This is a genomic window from Streptomyces sp. NPDC111802 (assembly GCF_055634335.1).
This window is the reverse complement of sequence record NZ_JBVKCZ010000005.1, coordinates 81,480-94,378: the sequence shown is the minus strand read 5'-3', so window position 1 is coordinate 94,378 and position 12,899 is coordinate 81,480. Positions and strand designations below refer to the sequence as shown.

The window sequence follows — 12,899 nt, the reverse complement described above, 5'->3', positions numbered from 1 at the left end:
CGTGTCCAACAGACGTGGCAGAGGTACTCGACTTCAGCGCGGCGACCCGCGGCACGGCCCTACGGCCGCCCCGTCGGCCCGTCCGACCCCGCATGCCCGGTGCGCCCGGCGGCATGCCGGTGATCGCGCCCATGCCCGCAGCGCGGCACACCCGCATACCCAGTCAGCGTGACGGTGCCGAGCACGCCGAGAACACCGCGGCGGCCGGTACCACCGTCGACCACCTCACCGAGACCTACCGGGCGCACTACCGCTCGCTCCTGGGCCTCGCGGCCCTCCTCCTCGACGACACCGCCTCCTGCGAGGACGTCGTCCAGGAGGCGTTCATCCGCGTCCACTCCGCGCGCAAGCGGGTGCGTGACCCGGAGAAGACGCTGGCGTATCTGCGCCAGACCGTTGTGAATCTCTCCCGCTCCGCCCTGCGCCGCCGCATACTCGGCCTGAAGCTGCTGTCCAAGCCGATGCCCGACATGGCGAGCGCCGAGGAAGGGGCGTACGACCAGCTCGAGCGGGACTCCCTCATCAACGCGATGAAGGGCCTGCAACGCCGTCAGCGCGAGGTGCTGGTGCTGCGGTACTTCGCGGACATGACCGAGGCGCAGGTCGCCGAGACGCTCGGCATCTCGCTGGGCTCGGTGAAGGCGTACGGCTCGCGCGGGATCGCGGCGCTGCGGGTCGCCATGGAGGCGCCGGCATGAGCGGGGACCAGGACGGGCGGCGCGATCCGGCAGAGCGCCGGCACGAGCAACATCCGAAGCAATCGCACGCTGGGAACGGAACTGTGAACCACGGCCCCGACGACCAGAGCCCCGAGGGGTTCGACTCGGACGAGCTGGCACTGCGCCGCTTGCTGCACGATGCGGTCCAGGAGATCGAGCCGCGCGACGGCACGCTGGACCATCTGCGGCGGGCGGTGCCCGCGCGCCGGGCCCGCAAGCGGCAGGCGCTCGTCGGCATGGCGGCCGCGGCCCTCTTCGTCGGCACCGCGGTCCCGGCCCTGGTGCATGTGTCCAACTCCACCGGCACCGATGTCAACCCGTCCGTCGCCGGCCATGGTGAGCAGGCGCAGGGCGGGTCCGGCCAGGGCAAGGAGACCGAGGGCGGACAGGGCACCTCGGGCGGCTCCTCCGGCACGACCGAGAACCAGGGCAAGGGGGACGACAAGGAGGAGGACAAGGGCACCAGCACCGGGTCCGGTGACGACTCCGGAAGCCCCGAGGACCCCTCGGCGACCACCGCGGCCGGCATCACGGCGTGCACCGCCGAACAGCTCGGCACGTCCGGTGGGAGCGCCGCTGCCCCCGACCCGTCGGGCGCGGTGTACGGCACCTTCCGCTTCAGCAACGTCTCCACGGCCGACTGCACGGTCAGCGGTCCCGGCACGGTCAGCTTCACGACGAGCGGGGCGGCCGACGCCACGAAGATAGCCCCGGCCCGGCATGTCTCCGGCGACGCGGCGGTGGGCCTGCCCGATCCCGCCCAGGAGCTGACCTCCCTCGTCCTCAAGCCGGGCGCCGCCTACGAGGTGAAGTTCGCCTGGATCCCCTCGGAGACCTGCCCCACGACGAGCGATCCCACGACCGGCGGCGGCACGGGCGGCGGCGAACCCTCGCCCGACCCGACCCCGACCGACACCACCAGCGGCTCGACCGAGGGCACCTCCACGGGCGGTGACACCGGCACCTCCACCCAGCTGCTGTCGCAGGACACCACCCTCGACGGCAGCGTCACGATCATCAACACGACGGAGGCGGGCGCGCCGACGGCCACCGTGACGGTGTCCAACGCCTGCGCGGGGATCGTCTACTGGACGGGCGTGCTGGCGGGGGCGTAGCCGCGGCGCCGGTTTCTCACACCCCGGACGGGCTGGAAACGGGCTCCTCGTCCGGCGCCAGGCCCAGTTCCGCGTCCCGGGCGAACTCCACCTCGCGGCGCAGCAGCCGGAACCACATGAAGACCACGAAGCCGGCGAAGACGAACCACTCGCCGGTGTAGCCGAGGTTCTGGAACGCCTTCAGGTCCAGGCCGGTGTCGCTCGGCGCGGACGCCGGTACCGCCTTCATGCCGGAGTCGGCCTTGTCGAGGGTGATCCAGGCGTCGTAGACGTCGTACGGCACCAGGTTCACCAGCGACGCCGCGCTGATCGCGCCCGTCTGGCCGGACGGCAGGCCCCCTTGCGCGGGCACCCCGTTCTCCCCGGGCACCTCGGACGCCTGGAGCGCGCCGGTGACCTCGACCTCGCCGGTGGGCGCGGCGGGGGCGTCGGCGCGGTCGGCCTCACCCGGCAGCCAGCCCCGCACGACCGGCAGGGCCTTGCCGTCGTCGGTGCGCAGCAGCGTCAGGACGTAGTAGCCCCGCTTGCCGTCCAGCTCGCGGCCCGGCACGAGCAGCTGCTTGTCGTAGCGCCCGCTCGCGGTGGCCTGTCTGCCCGACGTCGCCTTGTCCACCGGCAGCAGCTCGGCGAGCGGACGAGCGGCCTCCCGCTTGTTCTCCTCCGCCCGCGCACCGGCGCTGCGATGGTCCTCGACCCGGGCCTCGAACCGGCTCAGCTGCCAGGACCCCATGAACACGCAGAACGGGATGGCGAGCAGCACGAAGACGTTGATCCCCCACCAACGGGGCGTCAGCAGAAACCGGTACACGTCCTCAACGGTACGGGGCCGCCGCGCAGGGCACTCCCGCGGGGTCAGTGCCGCTTGCTCGCCTTCACCGAGTACATCAGCGGAATCCGCGGCCGTCCCGCCGGGAAGCGGAAGTAGCCCTCCCGCTCCTCGAAGGTCTCGAACCGGCGGAACAGCGAGACGTCGTGCTCGTGCAGGAACTCGATGCGCAGTCCCGTCGCCGCGAGCGCGGTCACGACCTCGCCGATCGGGTGCTGCCACTCGACGCTGCGGTTGTTGACGGTGTCGGTGCGGTCGGAGCCGTATGTGCCCGGGATGTCGTACACCTGGGCGGTGCGGTCGAAGTAGTCGCGGACGACCCGGGAGCCCGTCTCGTCGTCGAGGGCCTCGGTGAGGGGATGGAACTCGGCGAGATAGAGGAACCCGCCCGGCGCGATCAGCGAGGCCGCCGTCTCGGCCCAGCGCCGCAGGTCGGGAAGCCAGCACAGCGCGCCCCCGCCGGTGTAGACGATGTCGTACGCGGGGTCGGGCACCGCCGCGGGCGCGTCGTACACGTCGGCGGTGACGAAGGCGGCGCGGTCGGGCCCGAGACCGAGGTCGGCGGCGAGCGAGCGGGCCGTGTCCACCGCGGGTGCGGAGAAGTCCAGGCCCACGACGCGGGCGGCACCGTGCCGCGCCCACGACAGGGTGTCCAGGCCCAGGTGGCACTGCAGGTGCAGCAGCGACCGGCCCGTGACATCGCCCACCTCGGCCAGCTCGAAGTCGCGCAGGGCGTCGGCGCCGGCGCGGAAGCCGTCGAGGTCGTAGAAGGAGCCGGCGGTGTGCAGCGGGACCCGTTCGTCCCACATCGCACGGTTGGCCTCGTTCCAGTCCGCGGGGGTGGTGGAGTGCATGCCGCGAAGTTATCCACAGGCTGGGGACCTCGCCAGCGAATTGTCGGCCGGGCCAGGCACTATGGGGCCATGACTGAGAGCCACGGGTCCGATTCGCGGGATCACCACATGCAGGACAAGGACATGCCGGACTGGGAGAAGCGCTTCCGGGCGCCTCGGGTGTCGCTGCCCGACTGGGCGGAGGACGCACCGGACCGCTCCTTGTTCGTGTCGAACGCCACGGGGACGTACGAGCTGTACGCCTGGGACCGTGCGACGGGCGAGCAGCGCCAGGTGACGGACCGGCCGAACGGCACGACGGACGGCGTGCTCTCCCCGGACGGCGCCTGGATCTGGTGGTTCGACGACAAGGACGGCGACGAGTTCGGCGTCTGGCGGCGCCAGCGGTTCACCGGCGGCGAGGACGAGCTCGCGGCGCCCGGCCTGGACCCGTCGTACCCGGCGGGCCTGGCCCTCGGCCGGGACGGGCGTACGGCGATCGTGGGCCGCTCGACGGACGAGGACGGCACGACGATCCATCTGGCCCGCACCGGTGAGCCTCCGGTGGAGCTCTACCGCCACCGCGAGTCCGCGGGCGTCGGCGACCTCTCGCACGACGGCACGCTGATCGCCGTCGAGCACACCGAGCACGGCGACGCGATGCACTCCGCCCTGCGCGTCCTGCGCCCCGACGGCACATCGGTCGCCGAGCTCGACGACACCAAGGGCGGCACCGAGGAGCTGGGCCTGGAGGTCCTGGGCTTCGCCCCGGTGGACGGGGACACCCGGCTGCTCATCGGGCATCAGCGCCGCGGCCGCTGGGAGCCGCTGGTGTGGGACGTGGCGACCGGGGAGGAGTCGGACCTCGCGCTGGAGCTGCCGGGCGATGTGAGCGCGGAGTGGTATCCCGACGGGACCGCTCTGCTGATCGTGCACAGCTTCGAGGCGCGCAGCGAGCTGTTCCGGTACGACCTGGAGCGGCGTGAGGCGGTGCGGATCCCGACCCCGGCTGGCTCGGTGTCGGGGGCGACGGCCCGGCCGGACGGCAGCGTGGAGTACCTGTGGTCGTCGGCGGCCGAGCCGTCGGCGGTGCGCTCGACGACGGGCCGGGTCGTACTGGACCCGCCCGGCATGAGGTCCCCCGGCTCGGTCGCGGTGGAGGACGTGTGGGTGGAGGGGCCCGGCGGCCGCATCCACGCGCTCGTGCAGCGCCCCGAGGGCGCCGAGGGCCCGCTCCCCACCGTGTTCGACATCCACGGCGGCCCGACCTGGCACGACAGCGACGCGTTCGCCGCGGGCCCGGCGGCCTGGGTGGACCACGGGTACGCGGTGGTGCGCGTCAACTACCGGGGCTCGACGGGCTACGGCCGCGCGTGGACCGACGCGCTCAAGCACCGGGTCGGGCTGATCGAGCTGGAGGACATCGCGGCGGTCCGCGAGTGGGCGGTGACGTCCGGTCTGGCCGACCCGTCCCGGCTGGTCCTGACCGGCGGCTCCTGGGGCGGCTACCTCACCCTCCTCGGCCTCGGCACCCAGCCCGACGCGTGGACGGTGGGCATCGCGGCGGTCCCGGTCGCCGACTACGTCACCGCGTACCACGACGAGATGGAGGCCCTGAAGGCCATGGACCGCACCCTCCTGGGCGGCACCCCGGAGGAGGTACCGGAGCGCTACGAGGCGTCGTCACCGCTGACCTACGTCGACGCGGTGAAGACCCCGGTCTACATCTCGGCGGGCGTGAACGACCCGCGCTGCCCGATCCGCCAGATCGACAACTATGTGAAGCGGCTGAAGGCCAGGGGCGCGGTGCACGAGGTGTACCGCTACGACGCCGGGCACGGTTCGCTGGTGGTGGACGAGCGGATCAAGCAGGTGCGGCTGGAACTGGACTTCGCGGAGCGGCACTTGACGGGGAGCGGCCCGTCCTGACCCGTACCTGCCCTCAGCGGGCAGCGCCTTTTCGACGCCGGCCCCCGCAGCTCACCACGGCTGCGGGGGCCGCCGTCACCTCACTCGCCATCAACTGACGGGCCCGCTTGTAACGTTCGGCGGGCAGACGGCACTGAGGGGTATGAGCCATGACGACCTGCGTGCGCTGTTCCTCAACTGCACGCTGAAGAAAAGCCCCGAGCGCAGCCATACCCAGGGCCTGATCGACCTCAGCTCGCGGATCATGGAGAAGCAGGGCGTTCACGTCGAACACCTGCGGCCGATCGACCATGAGATCGCCACCGGGGTGTGGCCGGACATGACCGAGCACGGCTGGGAGCGCGACGCGTGGCCGTCGATCCAACAGCAGGTGATGGCCGCCGACATCCTCGTCATCGCCGGGCCGATCTGGCTGGGTGACAACAGCTCGGTCGCCAAGCTGGTCATCGAGCGGCTCTACGCCTGCTCGGGTCTGCTCAACGACGCCGGTCAGTACGCCTATTACGGACGTGTCGGCGGCTGTCTGATCACCGGCAACGAGGACGGCGCCAAGCACTGCGCCATGAACGTCCTGTACAGCCTGCAGCACCTGGGATACACCATCCCGCCGCAGGCGGACGCGGGCTGGATCGGAGAGGCCGGGCCGGGCCCCTCCTATCTCGATCCGGGCTCCGGCGGTCCCGCCAACGACTTCACCAACAGGAACACCACGTTCATGACGTGGAACCTGCTGCATCTCGCACGGCTGCTCAAGGACGCCGGTGGCATTCCGGCGCACGGGAACCAGCGGTCCCAGTGGGACGCGGGGTGCCGCTTCGACTTCGAGAATCCGGAATATCGCTGAATCAGCAACGAAAGGCTGAGAAATGACTGTCGAGAACACCGTCGAGAACAGCGCCGAGACCTTCCCCACCTGCGCCTACCCGGGCTGCGCCAACCCGCCCGAGTCACCCGCGCCCGACGCGCAGGGGCCGGCGCCGCGCTACTGCGGGCACCCCGAGCACAACGCTCTCGGCGCGTTCCGGAAGTTCCGCGCCAAGCGGCAGCAGCGCAAGGAGGACAAGCGCGCGGCAGCCGAGGCCAAGAAGGCGGCCAAGGAGGGCGCGAATCAGGCCCCGGCGGCGGTCGTCGAGCACTCCTGGCCCGCCGTCTCCGCACCGTCCGAGCACACGCGGACGGATGCCGTGATCAGTGAGATGGAGGCGATGGCGGAGGCGCTGGAGTCGATGGAGGCCATGGCCGAGATGCCGACGGCCGACAGCGACCGTGCCGCCCGGTCACGCGACGCTCTCGTCGGCCTCATCACACAGCTCGCCACCGATCTGCCCGCCTACATAGAGGAGTTGGCGATCATCACCGACTCCGCCGCGGCCGAGGCCCGCATCGAGACGGTCACGCGGGCCGCCGCACAGCGCATCCTGGCCGCCGAGGAGCGCGCCACGCTCGCCGAGGAGGCGGCCGACATGGCTGTCACCGCGCTCGACGTCGCGCAGCAGAAGTTCGCCGAGGAGACAGGGGCGATCCGCGAGGAGACCTCCCGGCAGGTGGCGGACGCCGTGTTCGTCCGGGCCGAGCTGGAGCGCTACCGCGAGCGCGTCGGCATGCTCGAAGTCAGGCTCGACGCGGTCCGCGACGAGGCCGACCAACTGCGTCGTGCGCGGCCTCCGCACGCCGCCGAGCCGGAGCGGGCGCGCCCCGCCCCCGAGAACTGCTGACGGCCGTAGGCCGGCGGGCACCGAAGTTCCGGAAGAGCGGCGGGCGTTCAGCTGTAACGTTCGCCGCTCTTTCCGTCTCTGAATGCCGACACCCGAACGAGAAACGGAAACCCTCATGTGCCGAAACAAGCGCCCCCTCCTCTGGATCACCACCGCCGTGGTCGTCGTCGCGGCGGCCGTCGGGCTCTACCTCTTCCAGCCCTGGCGGCTGTTCACCACCAACCGCGTGGATGAGGCGCCGCCGGCGGCCGCCGCCCAGCAGGGGGGCTCGGCCAAGGAACTGGCGACCGGGACGTTCCTCTCCCACGAGCACGACACCAGCGGCTCGGTGGCGGTCCTTCGGCTCGCGGACGGGAAGGCGACGCTGCGCCTGACGAACCTGCGCACGTCCGACGGCCCGGCCCTGCACGTCTGGCTCAGCGACCAGCCGGTCGAGAAGGACGGCGGCGGCAACCTCGACGACGGCGAGCACCTTGACCTCGGCGACCTCAAGGGCAACGAGGGCAACCAGAACTATGCGATCCCGGCGGGCACCGACCTGAGCAAGTTCTCATCGGTGACGATCTGGTGTGAGCGCTTCAGCGTGTCCTTCGGCGCGGCCGAGCTGGAACAGCGCGCCTGACCGGGATCGACGGGACCGGGCTCACTGCCGCTTGAAGCCCCTGAACGCGGAGAGCAGCTGCTGCCTGGCGTCCGGCGAGATGCCGTCCGGGGTCAGCTCACCCGTCGTGGCGATCGTCTGGCGGAACTGGTCCAGGTAGCTCTCGCACCCGGAGCACTCCGCCAGATGCTCGATGAAGCGCCGCTCGTCGTCCTCGGGCAGGGCGCCGTCGAGGAAGTCGGTCACCAGCTCCACGAAGTCGTTGCAGTTCACGCCCGTCCCCTCTCGCCCGCGACGTCATGGGCACCGGACAAGTAGTCCTCCAGTTTACGGCGCAACAAGGCCCTGGCCCGATGGAGGAGGACGCGTTGGTTGCCGGGCGAGATCTCCAGCAGGGAGCACACCTCGTCCGAGCCGTACCCCTCGACATCGCGAAGTGTGATCACCGTGCGCAGGCGGGGCGGGAGCTCCTCGATGGCTTCCGTGATCACCTCGCGGACCTCGCCGCGCAGCACGTGGTCCTCGGGAATGCGCCAGGGACGCGGTTCCTGCCCGACAGCCCAGTGCCCGGCGTATCGCTCGCCGGGGCCGCGGAACCGTTCGGCGTCCACCGTCGGACCCTCCTCCTCCGGCAGCAGGCTGGCGAAGGGGACGGTCCTGCTCTCCTTGGTGCCGCGCGCCTTGGCCGTGTTGACCAGGATCCGGTACACCCAGGTCTTCAGGGACGAACGGCCCTCGAAGTCGCCGATCCCTCTGATGACCGCCAGCCAGGTGTCCTGGACGGTCTCCTCCGCGGAGTCCTTGGTCGACACGAAGGACATGGCCAGCCGGAGCATGCCACCCGACCAGGTGTCCAGCACGAGGGCGAACGTCTCCTCGTGGCCGTCACGCAGCCGCCGCACCAGGATCTCGTCCGGGGGCAGTTCGCGGGCGCCCGCCATGCTTGTCTCCTTGCCGGCCGTCGACTGAGAGCGTCAGCCTAGGGCAGCTCGGTGGGTGAGGTCGCGGCGCGGTGCGTTTGTTCATGGTCCGGTAAGGACATGCACGGCCGTGGACAGCGGGGCCGCAGCCGCGGTGTCAGTCCCGCCGCAAGGCGCGGAAAGCGCCCCGCAGTTGGTCGCGTGACTCGGGGGACAGCCGCGGGCCGGGCAGCTCGCCCAGGATCGCGGTGGTCTGCCGGAACTGGTCGAGACAGGTCTCGCAGCCGTCGCACTCCGTCAGGTGCACGAGGAGGCGCAGCTCGGTCGGCTCATCCAGGGCGCCGTCGAGAAAGGCGGTCACCAGCCCGACGAACTCATCGCAGTTCACCGTTCAAAGGCTACGCCCCAGCCCGCTCCCGCGACCGCCTCCCCAGCAACTCGGCCAACCCCCGTCGCGTGGCGGCCAGGACGACCCGGTCCTCCCTCTGCAGGACGTAGGTGTCGGGCAGGTCCCACACCCACCCCGACTCCGCGTCGCCGGACCGGGTGTCCTCGTAGGACTCCTCCGCCGCCGGTTCCTCGCGGCGTTCCTGCGGCGGCGTCCGGTCCAGCGCCAGCACCCGCCAGGCGCCCGGCCGGAAGGCCTCGCCGACCGTCTTGTCCTCAAGCTGTGGATGACCGGCCACGTCCACGGCGGCGAACAGCAGCACCCGCCGCTCGACGGGGATCGCGCCCAGGATCTGCCGGCCCATCATCGCCCCGGCGAACGCGGGCGCGGCCAGATGCGTGACGCTCCGGCTGCGGGTGGAGGCGTACGGGTGCGCGGCACGCAGGGTGCGGTAGACGGCGGTGGCGAAGTCGTCGTCGTACAGGCGCAGGACCACGCGGAGGTCGGGGCGTACGGAGCGGGCGTACAGGGCGGCTTCGAGGTTCGTCGTGTCCGCGCTGGTCACCGCGAGAAGGGCGTGCGAGCGGTGGATCTTCGCGGCCTCCAGGACGCCCTCCTGGGTGACGTCCCCGAGCACCACCGGCACCCGCAGCCGCCGCGCCGTCGCGAGTCCGCGCGCCTCGGGGTCGGCCTCGACGCAGACCACGGGGATGTGCAGTTCGCGCAGCCGGGTCAGCACCCGGGTGCCGATCTTGCCCAGCCCGAGCAGCACCACATGGCCGCCCATCCCGCGCGGCGGTCTGCGCAGACCGGACGCCGAACGGAACGTACCGAGGGCCTCCAGCACCGCCGCCAGCAGCACCGGAAGGAGCAGCAGACCGGTCAGCCCGGACAGCAGCTGGAGGAGCTGGCGGGCCAGCGGTTGGTGGAGCGCGGGGTCGTTGATGGCGAAGAGGTCGAGCAGGGTCATGTACGTCGCGTACAGCGGGTGTTCGCCGGTCACCACCGTCAGCGCCACGGCCAGCGCCGCCACACACCCCACCAGTCCCGCCAGCGACCATCGCAACCGCCGTGAGAACAGCGAGCCGAACGACGGCACGATGCCGCGCCCGCCCCCGCTCGACGGCATCGACGTGCCCGCGTAGGACACCTGCTCCAGGACGACCGTCCCCCGGCCCCTCGCACCCCGCACGGCCGCCGCGTCCGGCAGCAGCAGGGGGCCGTGCTCCCCGCTCTCCGAACCGTCGCCCGCGCCCGGGTCGTTGCCGTTCGCTGACAGCAGGGCCAGCGTGAGCAGCCCGGAGGGCGGCGCCTGCCCGGTGCCCAGCGCCGGGCGTTCCACCGCGCGGAGCAACAGGCCGTCCGCCTGTACGACCTTGGTGGTCCCGGCGACCGCGGCGGCGGCCAGCGCGGGGGCGGCCGTATCGGCGTCGGACAGGACGGTCGTGGAGGTGTCCAGGCCGGCGTCGTCCGTGCCCGTCGCCAACGTGGCGGCCTGGTCGAGGAGTTCCTCGATGTGCTGGCCCAGCCGGCGGTTGTACAGGCGCAGCACGAGCCGCAGCCGGGGATTGAGGCGGCGGGCGGTGAGGGCGGCGCGGATGTTGGTCTCGTCGTCGTCATAGACGAGGGCGAGGGCGTCGGCGTGCTCCACGCCCGCCTCGGCCAGCTTGGCCTCGCTTGCCTCGGCGGCCTCCACCACCCGTACGCTCCCGGCCGGTTCGCCGCTGCCCCCTGCGGCGCCCGCACGGCCCACGGCCGCGGTCACCACCCGGTCGAGCAGCGCCGCCGACGCGGCTCGGGCCCGGCCCACCACCGGCGGCCGTACCGCGCGCTCGGAGGGCGGCACGACGAGCGTGACCTGTTCGCCGTACACCCCGCGCAACTCGGCGGCCAGCCGATGCGCGAGCCCGTCGTCGCCGCACACCACCATGTGCGCGGCGGTGTCACCGCCTAAGCCCTGATTCGGAACGCTCGCCACGAGGGAGAAGACTGCCTCAATGTGACGGGTGGTTCCACAAGCGGCCCGTCCGCCGCTGAACGCCCCCGCCCCCGCCGCCGTACTGGAGGGGAGGGAAACCAGCGCCCTTCCGCACCACCGGAGGTACCTCGCCCGTGGCGATCACCAAAGCCGCCCCGCAACGCCGGACGCCGGAGGGAGGGGCCGAGCAGGAGGGCCGGCACCTCAACTCGCCCCTCCTCCTCACCATCGTCATGCTCGCGCTGGTGCTGCTGCAGAGCCCGATCCGCCGCGCCCTGGCCGCGCCGGTGATGCAGAGCTGGACGACGGTGTTCGTCGCGGTGATGGTGCAGGCCCTGCCCTTCCTGGTGCTGGGCGTGCTGCTCTCGGCGGCGATCGCGGTGTTCGTGCCGCCGTCCTTCTTCGCCCGCGCCCTGCCCGGCCGCCCCGTCCTCGCCGTCCCGGTCGCCTCAGCGGCGGGCGCGGTGCTGCCGGGCTGCGAGTGCGCGTCGGTGCCGGTGGCCGGGGCGCTGGTGCGGCGCGGGGTCACCCCGGCGGCGGCGCTGGCGTTCCTGCTGTCCGCACCGGCGATCAACCCGATCGTGCTGGCGGCGACTGCGGTGGCCTTTCCCGGCGACCCGGAGATGGTGCTCGCCCGCCTCGTCGCGAGCCTGCTGGTGGCCTGCGCGATGGGCTGGCTGTGGCTGCGCCTGGGCCGTGCCGACTGGCTGAAGCCGCCGTCCCGTCCGTCCCACGACGGCCAGAGCAGGGGCGAGGCCTTCTGGGGCTCCGTGCGGCACGACGTGATGCACGCCGGCGGCTTCCTGGTCGTCGGCGCGATGGCGGCGGCGACCCTGAAGGCGGTGGCCCCGGAGAGCTGGCTGCGCGCGGCGGCCGGCAACCCGGTGCTGTCGGTGCTCGCCCTCGCGGTCCTCGCCGTGGTGCTGTCGATCTGCTCGGAGGCGGACGCGTTCGTGGCGGCGTCGCTGTCGCAGTTCTCGCTCACGGCCCGGCTCACCTTCCTCGTCGTGGGCCCGATGATCGACCTGAAGCTGTTCGCGATGCAGACGGGCACCTTCGGCCGCGCCTTCGCCCTGCGCTTCGCACCGGCCACCTTCGCGCTGGCCGTGGTCGTGTCGGTCCTGGTCGGGACGGTGATCCTGTGAACCGCCAGGCCCAGTCGGCAGTCCTGTTCCTGCTCGGCGCGTCCCTGCTGCACGCGGCCACCACCGACCTCTATCTGCGCTACGTCAAGCAGGGCCTGCGCCCGCTGGTGCTGGCGGCCGGGGTGGTGCTGGTCGCGGCGGCGGTGGCGACGGTGTGGTACGAGCGGAAGCGGGCGCGACGGCAGAAGCAGGCCGGTGAACAGGCCCACCACGAACCCCGAGTCGCCTGGCTCCTCGTCCTCCCCCTCCTCGCCCTCATCCTGGTCGCCCCGCCCGCCCTCGGCTCCTACAGCGCGACCCGCACCGGCACGGCCCTCCAGGAACCGCTCGCCTACCCCGACCTCCCGTCCGCCGACCCCCTGCCCCTGAGCGTGGTCGACTACGCGGGCCGCGCCGTCTACGACCACGGCCGCACCCTGCGGGGCCGCCGCGTCCAGCTCACCGGCTTCCTCGCCCTGGACCGCGACGGCACCCCCTACCTCGTCCGCATGGCCCTCAACTGCTGCGCCGCCGACGCCCAGCCGGTCAAGGTCGCCCTGACCGGCCAGGTCCCGCCGGTCCTCCAGCCGGACACCTGGCTCCAGATCACCGGCAGCTACACCCCGCGCCGCGCCGAGGACCCGGTCAACGGCGGTCCGATCCCGTTCATCGAGGTCACGGAGGCGAAGCCGGTGGCGGAGCCGACGGACCCGTACGACGAGAGCTGGAACGGCTGACGCGTGCTCTCTCT

14 protein-coding genes are annotated in these 12,899 nt (G+C 72.2%); 8 read left to right on the top strand and 6 right to left on the bottom strand.

Annotated features, from left to right (window positions below):
• Nucleotides 1–14 precede the first annotated feature (14 nt).
• The gene (locus ACZ7NC_RS06650; RefSeq protein ID WP_471485504.1) at nucleotides 15–698 is read left to right on the top strand and encodes a SigE family RNA polymerase sigma factor; all 684 of its coding nucleotides are present in this window, start codon (nucleotides 15–17) and stop codon (nucleotides 696–698) included.
• An 83-nt stretch (nucleotides 699–781) separates the two neighbouring features.
• Nucleotides 782–1,834 carry a hypothetical protein gene (locus tag ACZ7NC_RS06645; RefSeq protein WP_471485502.1) on the top strand — a complete coding sequence of 351 codons (1,053 nt, stop codon included), beginning with the start codon at nucleotides 782–784 and terminating at the stop codon, nucleotides 1,832–1,834.
• Between the two features lie 16 nt (nucleotides 1,835–1,850).
• Here ACZ7NC_RS06645 and ACZ7NC_RS06640 read toward each other — a convergent pair whose 3' ends face one another.
• On the bottom strand, nucleotides 1,851–2,642 hold the full coding sequence (locus tag ACZ7NC_RS06640) for an SURF1 family protein (protein WP_471485501.1): 792 nt from the start codon (nucleotides 2,640–2,642) through the stop codon (nucleotides 1,851–1,853).
• 44 nt (nucleotides 2,643–2,686) lie between these two features.
• The gene (locus ACZ7NC_RS06635) at nucleotides 2,687–3,514 is read right to left on the bottom strand and encodes a class I SAM-dependent methyltransferase (RefSeq protein WP_471485499.1); all 828 of its coding nucleotides are present in this window, start codon (nucleotides 3,512–3,514) and stop codon (nucleotides 2,687–2,689) included.
• Between the two features lie 69 nt (nucleotides 3,515–3,583).
• Here ACZ7NC_RS06635 and ACZ7NC_RS06630 point away from each other — a divergent pair, with 69 nt between their 5' ends.
• The 4 genes from ACZ7NC_RS06630 to ACZ7NC_RS06615 all read left to right on the top strand — a co-directional run bounded on the left by ACZ7NC_RS06630 (nucleotide 3,584) and on the right by ACZ7NC_RS06615 (nucleotide 7,759).
• The gene (locus tag ACZ7NC_RS06630; protein WP_471485498.1) at nucleotides 3,584–5,422 is read left to right on the top strand and encodes a S9 family peptidase; all 1,839 of its coding nucleotides are present in this window, start codon (nucleotides 3,584–3,586) and stop codon (nucleotides 5,420–5,422) included.
• Between the two features lie 142 nt (nucleotides 5,423–5,564).
• Nucleotides 5,565–6,266: a flavodoxin family protein gene (locus ACZ7NC_RS06625; RefSeq protein WP_471485497.1), complete on the top strand. Its 702-nt coding sequence runs from the start codon at nucleotides 5,565–5,567 to the stop codon at nucleotides 6,264–6,266.
• Nucleotides 6,267–6,288: 22 nt separating this feature from the next.
• On the top strand, nucleotides 6,289–7,137 hold the full coding sequence (locus ACZ7NC_RS06620; RefSeq protein ID WP_471485495.1) for a hypothetical protein: 849 nt from the start codon (nucleotides 6,289–6,291) through the stop codon (nucleotides 7,135–7,137).
• Between the two features lie 115 nt (nucleotides 7,138–7,252).
• The gene (locus ACZ7NC_RS06615) at nucleotides 7,253–7,759 is read left to right on the top strand and encodes a DM13 domain-containing protein (protein ID WP_471485493.1); all 507 of its coding nucleotides are present in this window, start codon (nucleotides 7,253–7,255) and stop codon (nucleotides 7,757–7,759) included.
• A 21-nt stretch (nucleotides 7,760–7,780) separates the two neighbouring features.
• On the opposite strand, the gene ACZ7NC_RS06610 is transcribed toward ACZ7NC_RS06615, so the two are convergent.
• From ACZ7NC_RS06610 to ACZ7NC_RS06595, 4 genes are all read right to left on the bottom strand, one after another.
• Complete coding sequence (locus tag ACZ7NC_RS06610; RefSeq protein WP_471485491.1) at nucleotides 7,781–8,011, bottom strand: anti-sigma factor family protein; 231 nt, start codon at nucleotides 8,009–8,011, stop codon at nucleotides 7,781–7,783.
• Nucleotides 8,008–8,679 carry an RNA polymerase sigma factor gene (locus ACZ7NC_RS06605; RefSeq protein ID WP_471485489.1) on the bottom strand — a complete coding sequence of 224 codons (672 nt, stop codon included), beginning with the start codon at nucleotides 8,677–8,679 and terminating at the stop codon, nucleotides 8,008–8,010. Before ACZ7NC_RS06605 ends, ACZ7NC_RS06610 begins: the two co-directional genes overlap by 4 nt.
• A gap of 136 nt (nucleotides 8,680–8,815) precedes the next feature.
• Entirely contained in the window at nucleotides 8,816–9,046 is a 231-nt protein-coding gene (locus ACZ7NC_RS06600; RefSeq protein WP_471485487.1) for an anti-sigma factor family protein, read from the bottom strand.
• A 10-nt stretch (nucleotides 9,047–9,056) separates the two neighbouring features.
• Nucleotides 9,057–10,976 (bottom strand): NAD-binding protein, encoded by a 1,920-nt coding sequence (locus ACZ7NC_RS06595; RefSeq protein WP_471485827.1) that lies wholly within the window; start codon nucleotides 10,974–10,976, stop codon nucleotides 9,057–9,059.
• A gap of 182 nt (nucleotides 10,977–11,158) precedes the next feature.
• Here ACZ7NC_RS06595 and ACZ7NC_RS06590 point away from each other — a divergent pair, with 182 nt between their 5' ends.
• Both ACZ7NC_RS06590 and ACZ7NC_RS06585 read left to right on the top strand, forming a co-directional pair.
• Nucleotides 11,159–12,169 carry a permease gene (locus tag ACZ7NC_RS06590; protein ID WP_471485485.1) on the top strand — a complete coding sequence of 337 codons (1,011 nt, stop codon included), beginning with the start codon at nucleotides 11,159–11,161 and terminating at the stop codon, nucleotides 12,167–12,169.
• Nucleotides 12,166–12,885, top strand: coding sequence for a TIGR03943 family putative permease subunit (locus ACZ7NC_RS06585; protein WP_471485483.1), 720 nt, complete (start codon nucleotides 12,166–12,168; stop codon nucleotides 12,883–12,885). Before ACZ7NC_RS06590 ends, ACZ7NC_RS06585 begins: the two co-directional genes overlap by 4 nt.
• Nucleotides 12,886–12,899: the final 14 nt, after the last annotated feature.